The organism is Pseudomonas sp. JY-Q, assembly GCF_001655295.1.
Lineage (GTDB): Bacteria > Pseudomonadota > Gammaproteobacteria > Pseudomonadales > Pseudomonadaceae > Aquipseudomonas > Aquipseudomonas alloputida.
The window spans coordinates 1156481-1174360 of record NZ_CP011525.1 but is presented as its reverse complement, the minus strand read 5'-3'; the positions used below and the strand labels follow the sequence as shown (position 1 = coordinate 1174360).

General features: G+C 60.8%; 19 protein-coding genes and 1 other RNA gene. 7 read left to right on the top strand and 13 right to left on the bottom strand.

Annotation, left to right across the window (positions count from 1 at the left end; all coding sequences use genetic code 11):
* Positions 1-234: 234 nt before the first annotated feature.
* Positions 235-610, bottom strand: an RNA gene (gene rnpB, locus AA098_RS05210) — RNase P RNA component class A.
* Between the two features lie 67 nt (positions 611-677).
* A complete protein-coding gene (rsmI, locus tag AA098_RS05205) occupies positions 678-1553 on the bottom strand; it encodes a 16S rRNA (cytidine(1402)-2'-O)-methyltransferase (RefSeq protein WP_003251840.1) in 876 nt (291 codons plus the stop codon).
* A 186-nt stretch (positions 1554-1739) separates the two neighbouring features.
* Here rsmI and AA098_RS05200 point away from each other — a divergent pair, with 186 nt between their 5' ends.
* From AA098_RS05200 to AA098_RS05185, 4 genes are all read left to right on the top strand, one after another.
* On the top strand, positions 1740-3557 hold the full coding sequence (locus tag AA098_RS05200) for a penicillin-binding protein activator (protein WP_012053655.1): 1818 nt from the start codon (positions 1740-1742) through the stop codon (positions 3555-3557).
* Complete coding sequence (locus AA098_RS05195) at positions 3557-3928, top strand: YraN family protein (protein ID WP_003251836.1); 372 nt, start codon at positions 3557-3559, stop codon at positions 3926-3928. The genes AA098_RS05200 and AA098_RS05195 overlap by 1 nt, the downstream gene beginning before the upstream one ends.
* 86 nt (positions 3929-4014) lie before the next feature.
* Positions 4015-4608 carry a phosphoheptose isomerase gene (locus AA098_RS05190; protein WP_012053657.1) on the top strand — a complete coding sequence of 198 codons (594 nt, stop codon included), beginning with the start codon at positions 4015-4017 and terminating at the stop codon, positions 4606-4608.
* Complete coding sequence (locus tag AA098_RS05185) at positions 4605-5183, top strand: BON domain-containing protein (protein WP_003251832.1); 579 nt, start codon at positions 4605-4607, stop codon at positions 5181-5183. Before AA098_RS05190 ends, AA098_RS05185 begins: the two co-directional genes overlap by 4 nt.
* Before the next feature lie 61 nt (positions 5184-5244).
* Here the strand turns inward: AA098_RS05185 and AA098_RS05180 are convergent, their stop codons facing one another.
* The 7 genes from AA098_RS05180 to rplM form a co-directional block, all read right to left on the bottom strand.
* A complete protein-coding gene (locus AA098_RS05180) occupies positions 5245-5676 on the bottom strand; it encodes a ClpXP protease specificity-enhancing factor (protein ID WP_003251830.1) in 432 nt (143 codons plus the stop codon).
* A gap of 10 nt (positions 5677-5686) precedes the next feature.
* Complete coding sequence (locus AA098_RS05175) at positions 5687-6310, bottom strand: glutathione S-transferase N-terminal domain-containing protein (protein ID WP_003251828.1); 624 nt, start codon at positions 6308-6310, stop codon at positions 5687-5689.
* 116 nt (positions 6311-6426) lie between these two features.
* Positions 6427-7206 carry a cytochrome c1 gene (locus AA098_RS05170; RefSeq protein ID WP_003251826.1) on the bottom strand — a complete coding sequence of 260 codons (780 nt, stop codon included), beginning with the start codon at positions 7204-7206 and terminating at the stop codon, positions 6427-6429.
* Entirely contained in the window at positions 7206-8417 is a 1212-nt protein-coding gene (locus AA098_RS05165) for a cytochrome bc complex cytochrome b subunit (protein ID WP_003251825.1), read from the bottom strand. The genes AA098_RS05170 and AA098_RS05165 overlap by 1 nt, the downstream gene beginning before the upstream one ends.
* Entirely contained in the window at positions 8417-9010 is a 594-nt protein-coding gene (gene petA / locus AA098_RS05160; RefSeq protein ID WP_003251823.1) for a ubiquinol-cytochrome c reductase iron-sulfur subunit, read from the bottom strand. Before petA ends, AA098_RS05165 begins: the two co-directional genes overlap by 1 nt.
* A 262-nt stretch (positions 9011-9272) precedes the next feature.
* Positions 9273-9665 carry a 30S ribosomal protein S9 gene (gene rpsI, locus AA098_RS05155; RefSeq protein WP_003251821.1) on the bottom strand — a complete coding sequence of 131 codons (393 nt, stop codon included), beginning with the start codon at positions 9663-9665 and terminating at the stop codon, positions 9273-9275.
* A 14-nt stretch (positions 9666-9679) separates the two neighbouring features.
* Positions 9680-10108 (bottom strand): 50S ribosomal protein L13, encoded by a 429-nt coding sequence (rplM, locus tag AA098_RS05150; protein ID WP_003251819.1) that lies wholly within the window; start codon positions 10106-10108, stop codon positions 9680-9682.
* Positions 10109-10366: 258 nt separating this feature from the next.
* Between rplM and AA098_RS05145 the strand changes: the two genes are divergently transcribed.
* Together AA098_RS05145 and AA098_RS05140 are read left to right on the top strand one after the other, a co-directional pair.
* Positions 10367-11407, top strand: a complete 1041-nt coding sequence (locus tag AA098_RS05145; RefSeq protein WP_003251817.1) for an NADP(H)-dependent aldo-keto reductase — start codon at positions 10367-10369, stop codon at positions 11405-11407.
* 190 nt (positions 11408-11597) lie between these two features.
* Complete coding sequence (locus AA098_RS05140) at positions 11598-12518, top strand: GlxA family transcriptional regulator (RefSeq protein WP_173881439.1); 921 nt, start codon at positions 11598-11600, stop codon at positions 12516-12518.
* A gap of 106 nt (positions 12519-12624) precedes the next feature.
* Here the strand turns inward: AA098_RS05140 and zapE are convergent, their stop codons facing one another.
* The 3 genes from zapE to AA098_RS05125 form a co-directional block, all read right to left on the bottom strand.
* The gene (gene zapE / locus AA098_RS05135) at positions 12625-13719 is read right to left on the bottom strand and encodes a cell division protein ZapE (protein ID WP_003251813.1); all 1095 of its coding nucleotides are present in this window, start codon (positions 13717-13719) and stop codon (positions 12625-12627) included.
* A gap of 149 nt (positions 13720-13868) precedes the next feature.
* Entirely contained in the window at positions 13869-15212 is a 1344-nt protein-coding gene (locus AA098_RS05130) for a tryptophan--tRNA ligase (protein WP_060545305.1), read from the bottom strand.
* A 25-nt stretch (positions 15213-15237) separates the two neighbouring features.
* Entirely contained in the window at positions 15238-15873 is a 636-nt protein-coding gene (locus AA098_RS05125; protein ID WP_003251809.1) for an alpha/beta hydrolase, read from the bottom strand.
* 135 nt (positions 15874-16008) lie between these two features.
* Here AA098_RS05125 and AA098_RS05120 point away from each other — a divergent pair, with 135 nt between their 5' ends.
* On the top strand, positions 16009-16446 hold the full coding sequence (locus tag AA098_RS05120; protein ID WP_003251807.1) for a YhcB family protein: 438 nt from the start codon (positions 16009-16011) through the stop codon (positions 16444-16446).
* 160 nt (positions 16447-16606) lie between these two features.
* On the opposite strand, the gene AA098_RS05115 is transcribed toward AA098_RS05120, so the two are convergent.
* A complete protein-coding gene (locus AA098_RS05115; protein WP_060545303.1) occupies positions 16607-17803 on the bottom strand; it encodes a methionine gamma-lyase in 1197 nt (398 codons plus the stop codon).
* Positions 17804-17880: the final 77 nt, after the last annotated feature.

Below are 17880 nucleotides of genomic sequence, written 5' to 3'. Positions count from 1 at the left end.
ACACTATAGGAATCCGCCCGCAGCACCGTCAAGGCACGTTCATAAGGAAAAGCCTTACAGGACCGAGATTTAGCGCAACAACGGAATGTGGAAGGACTGCCAGAGAGAGAAAAACACGAGAAAAATCAAACCCACGCAAACGAATGGAGTTCGAAGTTAAAGTAATTTATTAAGAGTAAGATTTTTTCGGTATTACCAGAGAGGATCTGCTATCGATTCAAGCAGGGAAAGAAGGTGGAGAGTCGATCTGTAAGCCGGGTTTTGTCGAGGACAGTCATTCCTCTACGACGGCCATCACTGGACGCCTCTAGCAACCTACCCGGTTCCGACGCGGGCCACGCCTGATGGAACCCTATTTGGTCTTGCTCCGAGTGGGGTTTACCTAGCCACGAACTGTTGCCAGCCGTGCGGTGCGCTCTTACCGCACCTTTTCACCCTTACCGGCACCGAAGTGCTTAGGCGGTTATTTTCTGTGGCACTTTCCGTAGGCTCACGCCTCCCAGGCGTTACCTGGCACTCTGCCCTATGGAGCCCGGACTTTCCTCCCCCTGCTGCTCACACAACAAAAAGTTGCGGAACAAAAACAGGCAGCGACTGTCCGATCGACTCTCCGCCGCCAAGGTTACCGGCACGCGCGCGCAAGAACAAGCGCCACCGACATTTATATCAAAATGCCACTACTCGGCTTTCTGCTTTTCCAGGGCAAGTTGATACAAGAGGTTCTTGCGCACCCCGGTAATTTCCGCTGCAAGCGCCGCCGCCCGCTTCAGTGGCAACTCAGCCAACAGCAGGTCGAGCACGCGCTGTGCTTCGGCACTGATGGCCTGCTCGCCCTCCGGCGCACTCCATCCGCCGACCAGCACCACGCACTCACCGCGCTGCTGATTGCTGTCGCCGGCTACGAACGCACGCAACTCAGCCAGCGGCAAACCCTTGAGGGTCTCGAAGGTCTTGGTCAGTTCGCGCGCCAGCAACGCCGGACGATCGCCACCAAATACCGCCTCCATGTCTTCAAGACACTCCAGGATGCGATGCGGGGCTTCATAGAAGATCAACGTGCGCGGCTCTTCCCTCACCTGCTCCAGGCGCGCCCGGCGCCCTGCCTGCTTGGCCGGCAGGAAGCCTTCGAAGATGAAGCGGTCCGATGGCAGGCCTGCCGCCGATAGCGCGGCGATCAAGGCACAGGCGCCCGGCACCGGCACCACGCTCACCCCCGCGGCCCGCGCCTGACGCACCAAGTGGTAGCCCGGGTCGGAAATCAGAGGCGTGCCGGCATCAGAGACGAGCGCCACATTTTCACCCGCCAGCAGCTTGGAGAGAAAACGCCCGCCCTCGTCACGCTCGTTGTGCTCATGACAAGCGGCCAACGGCGTATCAATGCCAAAGTGTTGCAGCAGGCGGATCGAATGACGGGTGTCTTCGGCGGCGATCAGCGCCACATCCGCCAGCACCTTCAGCGCCCGGGCGCTCATGTCGTCGAGGTTGCCGATGGGGGTTGCCACCACATACAGCGTCCCCACCGCGGATTTCGAAGCCCCTGCCACATCAGTCACTGCGCACACCTGTCATTCGGATCAAAGGCGCCATTGTAGCCCGAGCGCCTGCAACAGGGCGCAAAGAAACTCGCCGGCGATCAGGAACACGCCGCCTATAGTGAAGGATCGACACAGCAACATCGCGCCCCGGCCAGTGCTTGGGTACAATTGCCGGCCAACTTGATCGAGTAACAGGACCTTTACATGATCGCTTGCCTGCGGCTGCTCACAGCCCTCTGCCTCGCCGCCCTGCTGGCAGCCTGCGCCAGCTCGCCCTCATCCAGCCTGGGCGAACTGCCACGCACCCCGGATGCCAGCATCGAGCAACTGCTCGAAAAGGCCGCTTCCAGCAAGTCTGCAGAAGACGCCGCCCTGCTGCGCCTGAGCGCGGCCGACCTGGCCTACAAGCAGAAGGACTTCCCACGCGCCGCACGCATTCTCGAGCAGGTCCCGCTGGACACGCTCAAGCCGGCCCAGCAAGTGTTCGCCAGCACCCTCGCGGCGGAACTGGCCATGAGCCGCAACCAGCCCAAAGCAGCGCTGACCGCCCTGGCCCACCCGAGCCTGCAGCGCCTTGCCGAGCTGCCGACAGAACAGCAAGTGCGCACCTACAGCGTGCACGCCGCTGCGCTCGAAGCCGATGGCCAGGCCCTGGCTGCCGCACAGCAGCGCACTCTCCTGGCCCCGCTGCTTGGTGGCCAGGCCGCCAGCACCAACAATGACGCTATCTGGGCCTTGGTCGCCTCGCTGCCTGCAGAGCAACTGCAGCAGCCAACCAACGATCAGACCCTGGCTGGCTGGACCAGCCTGGCCTTCGCCGTGAAAAGCGCCGGCACCCTGGAGCAGCAGCAAGCGGCCATCGAAGCCTGGGTCAAACAGCACCCGGACCACCCTGCCGCCCAGCAACTGCCGCTGGCCCTGACCAAACTCAAGGAACTGGCCAGCCAGCCGCTGACCAAGATCGCCCTGCTGCTGCCTCAGGAAGGCCCACTGGCCGGTGTAGCCCGCGCCCTGCGCGATGGCTTCATGGCCGCCCACTTCCAGGCCCAGCAAAGCGGCCAGCCAGCGCCTGCGGTGCAGGTGTTCGACAGCTCGCGTATCGGCTCGCTGGACGACTTCTATCGCCAGGCGCAAGCCGCCGGCGTGCAACTGGTCATCGGCCCGCTTGAAAAACCATTGGTCAAACAACTGGCCGCCAAACCACAGCTGCCGATCACCACGCTGGCCCTGAACTACGCCGACGCTGGCCAGAAGGCGCCGCCACAACTGTTCCAGTTCGGCCTGGCGGCCGAAGACGAAGCCCGTGAAGTGGCACGCCGCGCCCGCGCCGATGGCATGGTCCGCGCCGTAGCCCTGGTGCCGAGCGGCGAATGGGGTGACCGTGTCCTGGCTGCCTTCCGCCAGGACTGGGAAGGCAATGGCGGAACCCTACTCGCCGCCCAGCGCATCGCCCAACCGGTCGCCCTGGCCCAGCAGATTGCCGACCTGTTCCAGCTGCGCCAGAGCGAAGGCCGCGCCAAGAGCCTGCAAAGCACGGTGGGCGGCAGCATCGCTGCACAACCGTCGCGCCGCCAGGACATTGACTTCATCTTCCTCGCCTCGACCCCACAACAGGCGCAGCAGATCAAGCCGACCCTGAACTTCCAGTACGCCGGTGATGTGCCGGTCTATGCCACCTCGAACCTGTACAGCGCCAGCGGTGACATCAACCAGTACAATGACATGAACGGCATCCGCTTCTGCGAAACACCGTGGCTGCTCGACACCAGCAACAGCCTGCGTCAACAGGTTGTACAGCAGTGGCCGCAAGCCGCTGGCAGCCTCGGTCGCCTGTATGCCATGGGCGTCGACGCCTACAGCCTGGCGCCGCGCCTGGGCCAACTGAAAGCGCTACCAGACAACCGCATCCTGGGCCTTTCGGGCAGCCTGAGCATCAATGCCAACCAGCGCGTCGAGCGCCAGCTGCCATGGGCCGAGTTCACCGGCGGCCAGGTCAAGCGCCTGCCTGACACCGCGCGCTGATGGCCGCAGCATCGCCTACCCGTGCCGGGCAAGCGGCAGAAACCCAAGCCCTTGAGTACCTTCAGGGGCAAGGGCTGCAGTTGCTGGCGCGCAACTGGCGATGCAAAGGCGGCGAGCTTGATCTGGTCATGCTCGACGCCGATACAGTAGTATTCGTCGAAGTCCGCTACCGGTTGCACGCGGGCTTCGGAGGCGCCCTCGACAGTATCGACGGGCGCAAGCAGAAACGGTTGGTGCTTGCCGCCAGCCTGTTCCTGCAGAAGGAGGCCCACTGGGGCAACTACCCCTGCCGCTTCGACGTAGTCGCCCTGCAGGGTAGCCACCATGCAGGCAGACCGCTTCAATGGCTGAAAAACGCCTTCGAATGCTGAACCCACTTCGTTTTTTTTGCTCTATGTATCGCGGGCTGGTCGTTGTTGCGCCTAGCAAAGGCCACCGCCCCATTTAAGGTCACCAGATGGACATGCAATCCCGAATTCGCCGGCTGTTCGAGGCCAGCATCGAAACCAAGCAACAGGCAATGGACATCCTGGCACCGCACATCGAGCAGGCCAGCCTGGTCATGGTCAATGCGTTGCTCAACGAGGGCAAGATGCTCGCCTGCGGCAACGGCGGCTCGGCCGGCGATGCCCAGCACTTTTCATCGGAGCTGCTCAACCGCTTCGAGCGCGAGCGTCCCAGCCTGCCAGCCATCGCGCTGACCACCGACAGCTCGACCCTGACCTCGATCGCCAACGACTACAGCTACAACGAAGTCTTTTCCAAGCAGATCCGCGCCCTGGGCCAGCCCGGTGACGTTCTGCTGGCGATCTCCACCAGCGGCAATTCGGCCAACGTAATCCAGGCAATCCAGGCCGCACATGACCGTGAAATGATTGTCGTAGCATTGACGGGTCGCGATGGCGGCGGCATGGCTTCGCTGCTGCTGCCCGAAGACGTGGAAATCCGCGTGCCTTCGACAGTTACCGCGCGTATCCAGGAAGTCCACCTGCTGGCGATCCACTGCCTGTGCGATCTGATCGACAGCCAACTGTTCGGGAGTGAAGAATGACCCCTATGCGCCTGGGCCTGATGGCCCTGACCCTGTGCCTGAGCGTCACTGGTTGCAGCTCGGTACTCACCTCTACCCGCAATTCGCCGATCGAGGACGATCGCGGCACGCGCACCATCGGTAGCAAGATCGACGACTCGCTGATCGAGACCAAGGCTGCCGTGAACATTTCCAAAGCCAACCCAGACCTGGACAAGGGCTCGCACATCGTTGTCAGCAGCTACAACGGCATCGTCCTGCTGGCCGGGCAGACCCCACGCGCCGACCTCAAGAGCCTCGCGGAGCAAACCGCCAGCCAGGTCCAACGGGTCAAGAAAGTACACAACGAGCTGCAAGTGATGCAGCCCTCCTCCATTCTGGCGCGCAACAACGACGCCTGGCTGACCACCAAGATCAAGACCCAGATGCTGACCGACAACGCCGTGCCCAGCTCGCGCATCAAGGTGATTACCGAAAACGGCATCGTCTACCTGCTGGGTCTGGTCACCCGTCAAGAAGCCAACTCGGCCACTGCCGTGGTGCAGGGCGTGTCGGGCGTGCAGAAGATCGTCAAGCTGTTCGAGTACATCGATTGACTCAGTGATTGCCTGGACAGGCCAAACAAAAAAAGGCGATCCATCTGGATCGCCTTTTTTGTTACTTGACCACTTTCAGGCTTGGCCGGCCAGTCGGACGCGGCGGCTGCCCTCCATCGTCTGGCGGGCCATCGTCATCCGGCTGCACATCATCGTCTTCCAGCTCGTCGCCATCCATCGAAGACGGCTCCAGCTCGAAGACCATACCCTGGCCATTTTCGCGGGCGTAGATACCCAGGATTGCACCAACCGGCACGAACAGCGAGTGAGCCACACCACTGAAGCGGCCCTCGAAGCTGACTGCGTCATTGTCCATGTGCAGGCTACGCACGGCACTTGGCGAGATATTCAAGACGATCTGGCCATCACTGGCGAAACCATCCGGCACCTGAACTTTCGGGAATTCGGCATTGACCAGCATATGGGGCGTGCAATCGTTGTCGACGATCCACTCGTACAGTGCTCGAACCAGATAGGGGCGACTGGAGTTCATCAACGGCTCCTTAAAGCTTGCGCATTTCACGTTCTACGGAGGACAGGCTCGCCTGAAAAGGCTCGCGGGCGAACTGGCGCTCCATGTAATCCAGCAGCGGCTTGGCTTGCCGCGGCAATTCGATACCCAACACCGGCAAACGCCAGAGTATGGGCAATAGACAGCAATCGACCAGGCTTTGCTCATCACTCATGAAGCAGGCGAACTCGCCAAACAACGGCGAGACCCCGGTCAGGCTTTCGCGCAAGGCCTTGCGCGCTTCGGTTCGGGCAGCTTCACTGCTACGCGGGTCAAGCACGGTATCGGCCAAGGCACACCAGTCGCGCTGGATGCGGTGCATCAGCAGACGGCTGTTGCCACGCGCAACCGGGTATACCGGCATCAGCGGCGGGTGCGGGTAACGCTCCTCGAGGTATTCCATCACCACGGTCGATTCATACAACGCCAGGTCACGGTCGACCAAGGTCGGCACGCTGCCATAAGGGTTGACCTCGGCCAGCTTCGGCGGCAGGCGGGCGGGATCGACATCGATCAACTGCACGCTGACGCCCTTCTCGGCCAGAACCAGGCGCACCCGATGAGAATAGTGATCAGCGGGATCGGAATAGCAGGCTAACCTGTTGGTTGCGCCCATGTAGCGGCTCCTCGCACGGATGCTTGTGCAACTTTAAATGAAAACGCGCCCGGGGTGGCCTGGCAATACTGCTAGGCCACCCCGGGCGCGTTCAACAACCAGAAACTACTGCGTGATCAGTGCACGTCCTTCCAGTATTCACGCTTGAGCAAGTAGGCGAATACGAAGAAGAAAGCCAGGTACAGCAACACATAGGTGCCGATGCGCTGGCTTTCCAGTTTGACTGGGTTGGCCGAATAGGCCAGGAAGGTCACAAGGTTCTTGACCTTCTCGTCGAACTGCTCGGTCGTCAGGGTACCGGAATTCGGCGTAATGGTCAGCTGATCGCAAGCTTCATGGGTCAACGGGCTGCCGGTCAACGGGTCGAATTGCTTCTTGCCCTCGACCACCGTCTGCACCTGCTTGCAACCCACCACCTGGTTACCTTGCAGACCCACCAGCACGTTAGGCATGCCGACGTTCGGGAACACCTTGTTGTTCACCCCGTAAGGGCGCGATGGGTCCTCATAGAAGCTGCGCAGGTAGGTGTAAAGCCAATCGGTACCGCGCACGCGGGCGACCAAGGTCAGGTCGGGCGGCGCGGCACCAAACCAGGTCTTGGCGTCGCTGGGCTTCATGCCGATCTGCATGTGGTCACCAATCTTGGCGCCCGTGAACACCAGCTTCTCGAGCATCAATTCATGCGGGATACCCAGGTCATCAGCCACCCGCTCGTAACGCTGGAACTTGGCACTGTGACACCCCATGCAATAGTTGGCGAAGGTACGCGCACCGTCCTGCATGGCGGCCTTGTCAGTCAGATCGATATCGACCTTGTCCAGCTCCAGGCCAGTTTCGGCAGCGAAGGAAAAGGCAGGCATCACTGCCAGCAAAAATACTGCAATCAACTTTTTCATCAGCCAGTCACCCTTTCCGGAACCGGTTTGGTCTTCTCAAGCCTTGTGTAGAACGGCATCAGCAGGAAGTAGGCGAAGTACAGCACCGTGCATACCTGCGACAACAAGGTACGCCCAGGTGTCGGTGCCAGTACGCCCAGCACGCCGAGGATGACGAAGGCCACGCAGAACACCAGCAGGAAGACCTTGCTGATCCAGCCCTTGTAACGCATGGAACGCACTGGGCTGCGGTCGAGCCAGGGCAGTACGAACAGCACGGCGATGGCCGCCCCCATGGCAATGACGCCCATCAGTTTGTCAGGCACCGCACGCAGGATTGCGTAGAACGGTGTGAAGTACCACACCGGCGCGATGTGCTCTGGGGTCTTGAAGGCGTTGGCCTGCTCGAAGTTAGGTTTCTCCAGGAAGTAACCGCCCATTTCAGGGAAGAAGAACACCACAGCGCAGAACACGAACAGGAACACCACCACGCCGACAATGTCTTTGACGGTGTAGTACGGGTGGAACGGAATACCATCCAGCGGAATACCGTTTTCGTCCTTTTTCTTCTTGATGTCGACGCCATCAGGGTTGTTCGAACCCACTTCGTGCAGGGCGAGGATGTGCAATACCACCAGGCCAAGAATCACGATTGGCAGGGCAACCACATGCAGGGCGAAGAAGCGGTTCAGGGTGATGCCCGAGATCAGGTAGTCACCACGGATCCACTGGGTAAGGTCATCACCGATCACCGGGATGGCACCGAACAGCGAGATGATCACCTGGGCGCCCCAGTACGACATCTGCCCCCATGGCAGCAGGTAGCCCATGAACGCTTCAGCCATCAGCGCCAGATAGATCAGCATGCCGAACAGCCAGACCAGCTCGCGTGGCTTCTGATAGGAGCCATAGAGCAGGCCGCGGAACATGTGCAGGTAGACCACGATGAAGAACGCTGACGCCCCCGTGGAGTGCAGGTAGCGAAGAATCCAGCCGTATTCCACGTCGCGCATGATGTACTCGACCGAGGCGAACGCCTCTTCCGCCGAGGGCGTGAAGCTCATGGTCAGCCACACGCCGGTCACGATCTGGTTGACCAGCACCAGCAATGCCAGGGAGCCGAAGAAGTACAGGAAGTTGAAGTTCTTGGGTGCGTAATACTTGCTGAGGTGGTCTTCCCACATCTTGGTGGCGGGGAAGCGAGCATCAATCCAGTCCATGAACTTGCTCATCATGCGTTCTCCTGGTCGACGCCAATGACGATGATCTCGTCCGACTCATAAGAGTGCGGTGGCACGGGCAGGTTGAGAGGCGCTGGCTGGGACTTGTAGACACGGCCAGCCAGGTCATAGTGAGAACCGTGGCATGGGCAGAAGTAACCACCTACCCACTTCGGCCCAAGGTCGGCGGGCGCCACCTCTGGTCGGAAGGTGGGCGAGCAGCCCAGGTGCGTGCACAGGCCGACGAGAATAAGAATTTCCGGCTTGATCGAGCGAACCTCAGGGTCGACGTACGCTGGCTGTACCGAGGCCTTGGACTCGGGGTCGGACAGGTCACCCGTGATTTTTTTCAGATTGCCAAGGATTTCCTCCGTTCGCCGCACGATGAATACGGGCTGGCCACGCCACTCGGCCACCATCTGCTGCCCCGCCTCGACCTTGGCGATGTTGACCTTCACCGGTGCACCCGCGGCTTTCGCCTTGGCACTGGGAAACCATGACCCCACGAACGGTACCGCAGCCCCCACTGCCCCCGCCGCCCCGACCACGGATGTCGCGGCTACGAGGAAGCGGCGCCGGCCTGCGTTGACGCCGTCATTGCTCATTCAGTCCTCTCCCATCAGCTTGCTTGGCCAGTTGGACCTGGCCTGTACTTAGGTTGTGTCAATGGCACTAAAAATTGGCCGTCATGGTAAGAAACAAATCCACACACTGACAAGGTGATTACCCCGGCAAGGGCGACAACCCACGCTTTGCTTGATCTACGTCTATGCGACAAGCGGCCACTGACTGCTGACAGGTTAGTTCAAGGCTAAAAAAAAAGCCCGGTTCCAAGGAACCGGGCTTTTTTCGACTGCCGAAGCGGTATTAACGCTTGGAGTACTGAGGACGCTTACGCGCTTTACGCAGACCCACTTTCTTACGCTCAACTTCACGAGCGTCGCGGGTGACGTAGCCAGCACGACGCAGAGCGCCACGCAGGGTTTCGTCGTATTCCATCAGAGCGCGGGTGATACCGTGACGGATCGCACCGGCCTGACCGCTGACACCACCACCGGAAACGGTGACGTAGATGTCGAATTTCTCAACGGATTCAGTCAGCTCGAGCGGCTGGCGAACAACCATGCGAGCGGTTTCGCGACCGAAGAACACGTCCAGAGAACGGTTGTTGATGGAAATGTTACCAGTACCCGGACGCAGGAATACGCGAGCGGTTGCGGTCTTGCGACGGCCAGTGCCGTAATTTTGAGTCGCCGACATAATGAACTATCCCGTTAGATCTTCAGTTCTTGAGGCTGCTGAGCAGTGTGTGGGTGAGCAGCACCCGCGTACACTTTCAGCTTGCGGTACATGTCGCGACCCAGCGGGTTCTTAGGCAGCATGCCTTTGACCGCAGTTTCGATAACACGCTCAGGGGCCTTGGCGATCAACTTCTCGAAGTTGATTTCCTTGATACCGCCTGGGAAACCGGAGTGGGAGTAGTACATTTTGTCGGAAGACTTGGCACCAGTCACACGAACCTGCTCGGCGTTGATAACGACGATGTAGTCGCCGGTGTCAACGTGAGGGGTGTATTCTGGTTTGTGTTTGCCACGCAGACGGGTAGCGATTTCGGTAGCCAGACGACCCAGGGTCTGGCCAGCGGCGTCGACTACGAACCACTCGCGCTTTACTGTTTCCGGTTTAGCAGTAAAAGTTTTCATTCTCTAAAGCCTCAGAGGCCGCCCAGCGAAAAATAGACGGCGAATCTTACTGGATAGTGCACAGCTTGCCAAGGGCAAGCGCGCAGCCGAACACAGACGCTTTTGGGGGCTCGGGTCGGGCACGCCAATGTTCGACGGGGTTCTTCCTGCGTGATGGTGCATCACTTCCGCCACGCGGAGAGGGGCTGAATTATCCAGATTGCGCGAAAAATTTCAACCTGCTTTGATTGGCTTCTATCGCCAAGGAGTGAATAACCGATGGAATACCGCCAGCTCGGCCGTACCGACCTCAACGTCAGCGCCCTGTGCCTGGGCACCATGACCTGGGGCGAGCAGAACATCCAGGCCGAGGCCTACGAACAGATTGCCCGGGCCAAGGCCGCCGGGGTCAACTTCATCGACACCGCCGAGATGTACCCGGTCCCTCCCCGCCCGGAGACCTACGCGGCCACCGAGCGCATCATCGGCAACTGGTTCCGTGACCATGGCGACCGCGACGCGTGGATCCTGGCCAGCAAGGTTGCAGGCCCGGGCAACGGCATCAGCCATATCCGCGACGGGCAGCTCAAGCACAACCGTCAGCACATCGTCGCGGCACTGGACGAAAGCCTCAAGCGCCTGCAGACCGACCGCATCGACCTGTACCAGTTGCACTGGCCAGAGCGCAGCACCAACTTCTTCGGCAAGCTGGGCTACCAGCACCTGCCGCAGGATCACTTCACCCCACTGGAAGAAACCCTCGAAGTGCTCGACGAGCAGGTGCGTGCGGGCAAGATCCGCCACATCGGCCTGTCCAACGAAACGCCGTGGGGCACCATGAAGTTCCTGCAGCTGGCCGAGAGCCGGGGCTGGCCACGGGCGGTATCGATTCAGAACCCGTACAACCTGCTCAACCGCAGCTTCGAGGTGGGCCTGGCAGAAGTGGCCATACGCGAGCAGTGTGGCCTGCTGGCCTATTCGCCGCTTGCCTTCGGCATGCTCTCGGGCAAGTACGAGAACGGCGCACGGCCGGACAATGCACGCCTGACCCTGTTCAGCCGCTTTGCCCGTTACTCCAACCCACAGACCGTGGCGGCCTGCAGCCGCTACGTGCAGCTGGCCCGCGAGCACGGCCTGGACCCGGCGCAAATGGCCCTGGCGTTCGTCACCCGACAGCCGTTCGTGACCAGCAACATCATAGGTGCCACCAGCCTGCAGCAGCTGGACAGCAACCTGGCCAGCCTTGAACTGAACCTGAGCGCCGATCTGCTGACAGCGATCGAAGCCATTCATCAGGAGCAGCCCAACCCGGCGCCTTGAGCCAAACACTGCGCCCCGCTTCGCGCCGCTGTTACATGGGGTAGACACAATCGCCAAAAAATAAGACGATCCAGCCGGTGATTGACCACTCTACCCTATAAGAACAATGACAATGATGTTTACCCAACCCTCAGCGTCGCTGCGGCGCGTCAGCATCCTGGCCATTGACAAGGTGTTCGCTTCGACCTTGATGCAGGCCAAGGACTTCTTCCACCTCGCCAGCCTGCGCTATAGCAAGCAGCTGGGCCTGGGCTTGCAGCCCATGTTCGACATCCGCCTGGTGAGCCCCGACAGCCAGCCCGTGGACAGCTTCAGCAATGTGCAGTTACCGGTTGACGGCGGCCTGGACGATGCCGATGTGATCATCCTCCCGGCCTACTGGGATGATTTCGACAACTTGCTGCAGCGTTACCCACAGGTGCTGCCGTGGCTGCGTGAACAGCACGCGCGTGGCGCGGTGCTGTGCGCCGAGGCCAGTGGTGTGTTCTGGCTGGCCGAATCCGGCCTGCTCGATGGCAAGGAAGCGACCACCTACTGGCGCTTCTTCAACAGCTTTGCCGAACGCTTCCCGAAGATTCGCCTGAACCAGGACAAGCACCTGACCGATGCCGACAATATCTATTGCGCCGGCGGTGCAACCTCGGCCTGCGACCTGTACATCTACCTGATCGAACGCTTCTGCGGTGCCAACGTGGCCCGTGCAGTGTCCCGCGATATCCTCTACGAAGTGCAACGCAACTACACCCCGGGGCGCATGGGCTTTGGCGGGCAGAAACTGCACCAGGACCTGATCATCCTGCAGATCCAGCACTGGCTGGAGGAACACTTCGCCGACAAGTTCCGCTTCGAGGATGTGGCCCGCAACCACGGCATGAGCATCCGCAACTTCATGCGTCGCTTCCAGGGCGCAACGGGTGACAAGCCGCTGCATTACCTGCAACGGTTACGCATCGAGACAGCCAAGGGGTTGTTGTCGAGTACGCGCAAGAGCATCAAGACCATCAGTTACGAGGTGGGGTATGACGATGCCAGTTTCTTTGCGCGGCTGTTCCGCCAACACACCGAGTTGTCGCCGAACCAGTATCGGCAGCAGTTCATGCAGGAAGCCTGAAAGGCTTCCAGAGCGGCAGGTTTCGAGCTTGAAGCGACAAGGAAAAACCAGAGCGGATCGCGCATTGCCCTGAACTTTCCTTGTCGCCTGACGCTTGCCGCTGCCGTCAGGGCTTGTGTGCGCGCGCCAGGAATTCGTGCGATTGCATCTCCAGCAACCGGCTCAGGGTACGCTGGAACTCGAAGCTCAGACGCCCACCGGTATACAGGTCCTTCAACTCCACCTCGGCCGAGATGATCAGCTTGACGTTGCGATCGTAGAACTCGTCCACCATGTTGATGAAACGACGGGCGATGTCGTCGGTGGTGACGCCCATCTGCTCCACGTTGCTCAGCAATACGGCGTGGAAGATCTTGCCCAGCTCAATGTAGTCGTTCTGGCTACGCGGCCCGTCGCACAGGGCGCGGAAGTCAAACCAGGCGACGTCGTCGCAAGTACGCAGGGCATTGATCGGGCGGTTCTCGATCATCAGCACGTCGTTTTCGATCGCCTGGGTGCACTCAGGGGTGAGCGCCTTGAAGCTGGCGCGCATGCTCTGGTGCGCCGCGTCATCGAGTGGGAAGTGGAACAGTTCAGCCTGCTCCAGGTGACGCAGACGGTAGTCGACCCCGCTATCGACGTTCACCACGTCGGTGTACTGCTTGATCATGGCGATAGCCGGCAGGAAGCGTGCACGCTGCAGGCCGTCCTTGTAGAGGCCGTCCGGCACGATGTTGGAGGTGGCCACCAGCGACACGCCATTCTTGAACAGCTCTTCCATCAAGGTGCCGAGGATCATGGCGTCGGTAATGTCCGACACGAAGAATTCGTCGAAGCAGATCACCTTGGCTTCTTCGCTGAAGCGCTTGGCAATGAGGGTCAGCGGGTTCTTCTCGCCCTTGAGGGTTTTCATCTCCTCGTGCACACGCTTCATGAAGCGGTGGAAGTGCGTACGCATCTTCTGCTTGAACGGCAGCGCTTCGTAGAAGGTATCAACCAGGTAGGTCTTGCCTCGCCCCACCCCACCCCAGAAGTACAGGCCCTTGACCGGGGTCTGCTCCTTCTTGCCGAACAGCTTGCCGAACACGCCCGGCTTGTTGTTCTGCGCGTGCACCAGGTCGTCGTACAGGCGCTGGAGGTGACGCACCGCAGTTTCCTGCGCCGCGTCATGGAAGAAGTCGGGACGTTTCAGATCTGCTTGATAGCGTTCTAAGGGAGTCATGATTCGTTAGCGAGGCAACAAAAAACGGGCCGTCACTGTAGCGACAGGCCCGCTTAATGGCAATCAGACTTGCGTCAATATGCCTCATCCAGCATAGCTTATGCGCTGGATGGCACCGGCCTTGCCGGTGTTCGCGAGTAAACTCGCTCCTACAATGGCTGAAGCGCTACACGCAGACCATCGATGGCGGCATCACGGGCTTCAGCGTTGTCGAACTGCGGCCCGTCGGCAACCTGCTCGCCATTGAGCCATAGGCCGAAGCTCAGGCCTTCGACGCGGACATCGGCCTCGCCACCCTGCTGCAACTGCTTGCTCACGGCACCCGCACTCTTGCCGTCGGCGAAGCTGCGCGACAGCAGCAGTTGCTCACCGTCGGCGGCCAGCAGGCGGAAACGGAAGCTGCCGTCTTCGTCACGGAAGCTGACGAAGCGTGCGCTCTTGGCAGCCTTCTTCTTCACCTCGGTGCTGGCCTGCACGCTGCTGCGGAACGAACGCAGGCCAACGGCCTCGCGCAGCTGCTCGAGGAACGGCGTGGCGATCTTGCGGGCCTTGGCAGCGCCGGCCAGTAGGATGTCTTCCAGGTCCGCCGGCCGGGCGATCAGCTGGTGATAGTACTCGCGCTTCTCGGCCAGTTGGCCGTCCAGCAGCTGGAACAGGCGCTGTTTGGCATCGCCCCAGCCCAGGCCCTGCAGCAGCTCTTCGCGGAAACCGGCGCACTGCTCAGGCGTCGAGAAGGCCTGATACAGGGTGAACAGGTGCGCGTTGTCCGGGTCTTTCGCCTCACCGGGCGCGCGCGAATCGGTGACGATGCGCGAGATGGCGTCTTTCATGTCCTTGGCGCTGGTGAACAACGGGATGGTGTTGTCATAGCTCTTGGACATCTTGCGCCCGTCCAGGCCCGGCAGGGTCGCCACGCTTTCTTCGATCACAGCCTCCGGCAAGGCGAAGAAGTCCTTGCCTTGACCGAACAGATGGTTGAAGCGCTGACCGATATCGCGGGCCATTTCCACGTGCTGGATCTGGTCACGACCGACCGGCACCTTGTTGGCGTTGAACATCAGGATATCGGCGGCCATCAGCACCGGGTAGCTGAACAGGCCCATGGTCACGCCGGCGTCCGGGTCTTCGCCGTTCTCGACGTTCTTGTCCACCGAGGCCTTGTAGGCATGCGCACGGTTCAGCAGGCCTTTGGCAGCAACGCAGGTCAGCAGCCAGGTCAGTTCGGGGATTTCCGGGATGTCGGACTGGCGATAGAAGGTCACCTTGTCCGGGTCCAGGCCACCGGCCAGCCAGGTGGCGGCGATTTCAAGGCGCGAGCGCTGGATGCGCAGCGGGTCGTCGCACTTGATCAGGGCGTGGTAGTCGGCCAGGAAGTAGAACGAGTCGACACCGGGCTGCTGGCTGGCACGGATCGCCGGGCGGATGGCGCCGGCGTAGTTGCCCAGGTGCGGAGTGCCGGTGGTGGTGATACCGGTAAGAATGCGCGTGGTCATGGGTGTTCGCTTATTCAGGCTTGGCTCAGTTCGAAAGGCGCGGCAGCAGCAGATCCTTCAGATCGGTCAGCTTGCCATGGAAGAAGTGTCCGCATTCTGCCACTTTCAGCAGCTCATGGGGACGCGACAGGCTGTCGGACCATTCGTAAACCAGCTGCGGCGCGACGACTTCATCGGCGTCCGGCTGCACCACGGTGAGCGGGCAGCGCTGCGGCAGCGGGAATTCGGCGGTCAGGCGCATGACCGCCGGGGCGATCATGAACAGGTGATGCAACTCGACGCCTGCCGTTTCAAGGCGCCCGGCCAGGCTGGTGGCAACGAAACCACCGAACGAAAAGCCCATCAGCACCAGCGGTAGCCCGGGGTGCCTGGCACGCAGCCATGCTGCAGCGGCCTCGGCATCGGCCACTTCGCCAGCGCCCATGTCGTGGCTGCCGGCGCTCTGGCCGACGCCACGGTAGTTGAAACGCAGGGTCACATAACCGGCATCACGTGCAGTGCGCTGCAGGGTCGAGACCACCTTGTTGAGCATGGTGCCGCCCTGGACCGGGTTAGGGTGGCAGATCAGCACCGCGCCACGGGCTTGCGCCACGTCCAGGTACAACGCTTCCAGCTGGCCGCTGGGGCCATCGATGAACAAGGGGGTTTCGCGGACAAGCAAGGCACTACTCCGTGACCTCGAGAAGGGTCGATTCGTCTAGGTGTGAAATTCTGTTCTGATTTGCGATCGCTCGCGGTATACAGCGCAGGTCTGAGCCGTTAACGTAAAGCAAAGCCGTTTATAGAGGAAGGACTCGTGGAACTCTCGCTCCTTGTTTGGTTGTTGCCAACCCTGGCCCTGGTCATCGGTGTGGCAGTCGGTTTCATTGTTGCCCGCCTGCTGCCCAATGCGGCCCCGAGCAACACCCAGCGTCAACTGGATGACATCCAGAAGCGCTTCGACAGCTACCAGAACGAAGTGGTCACCCACTTCAACAGCACCGCCATGCTGGTCAAGAAACTGACCCAGAGCTATCAGGACGTACAGGATCACCTGGCTGAAGGCGCCAACAGCCTGGCCCTCGATGACGTCACCCGCCAACGCCTGCTGGCTGCGCTGCACTCCGATGCACCGCAAGGCCCGCGTGACCGCCTGACCCCACCTAAAGACACCGCCGAAGTGCCGCGCGACTATGCGCCGAAAGTGCCTAACTCGCCGGGCATGCTGGATGAGAGCTACGGGCTCAAGCGTTGATCTGCTGAACATGCAAAAGGCCTCGCAAGAGGCCTTTTTTGTGGATGCTGCCTATGCCGGCCTCTTCGCGGGTGAACCCGCGCCTACAGGGGCCGCGCGGGCTTCAGAGCGTGCGCTGAACCTGTGCGGGCGTGCCCGCGAAGGGGCCAGTGCAGGCAACCTAACAGCAGGCCTGCAATGCCTGTTCGACATCTGCCAGCAGGTCCTCCACATCCTCCAGCCCCACCGACAGACGCACCAACCCCTCCGATATCCCGTGATGCGCCCGCTCCTGCGGCGTATAGCTGGAATGCGTCATGCTCGCCGGATGCTGCGCCAGCGACTCGGCATCCCCCAGGCTCACCGCCCGGGCAAAGAGCTGCAGCGCATTCATGAAGCGCCGCCCCGCCTCAATGCCACCCTTGAGCTCAAACGCAATCATCCCGCCAGGCAAACGCATCTGTCGCTTGGCCAACGCGTACTGGGCAAAAGACGGTAGCCCCGGGTAATGAATCAATTCCACCTGCGGCTGCCGAGCGAGAAACTCGGCCACCTGCTGGGCATTGGCGCAATGCCGGTCCATGCGCAGGGCCAGGGTCTTGATACCGCGCATCAGCAACGCCGCGTCATGCGGTGACAGCACCGCGCCGGTCATATCCTTCAGCCCTTCCAGGCGGATACGGTCTACCAACGCCTTGCACCCCACCACCAACCCGGCAGTGATATCGCCATGCCCACTGAGGTACTTGGTTGCCGAGTGCACCACCAGGTCCGCCCCCAGCTCCAGTGGCTGCTGCAGGTACGGCGTACAGTAGGTGTTATCGACCACCACATGCACATCATGCCCCCGCACTGCCTCCACAACCGCCGCAATATCCACAAGCTGCATGTTGGGGTTGGCCGGTGTTTCGAAGTAGATCATCCGTGTTTTGCTGCTGATCGCCGCTTTCAGGGCCTTGGCATCGTTGAGATCGACATGGCGAACTTTCACCCCGAACTCACCAATACCGTGGTGCAGAAAAGCGAAGGTACAGCCATACAAGGTGCGTCCGACAATCAGCTCATCCCCAGGCCTTAGCAGGGTCCAGAGGGTTGAGGTAATGGCGCCCATCCCCGAGGCCAACGCCAACCCCGCTTCACCGCCCTCCAGCGAAGCCATGCGCTGCTCCAGCAAGGCCAGCGTGGGGTTGGAAATGCGGCTGTAGAAATGCCCAGGCTCCTCCCCGGCGAAGCAGGCAGCACCGTACTCGACAGTGGGAAAGGCATAGGTAGCCGTCTGGTACACCGGTGGCACCAGGGCGCCACCATGGGAAAGCGGGTCATAGCCATGATGAATGGCCCGCGTGGAAAAACCGGTGTTGTGGTGGGAGTCGCGCATGGCAACAGCCTCTTGTGGTTTGCTATAAGCTTATGCCACCGAGCTGCCTGATTTTTTCCAAAATAGCCTACGTATAC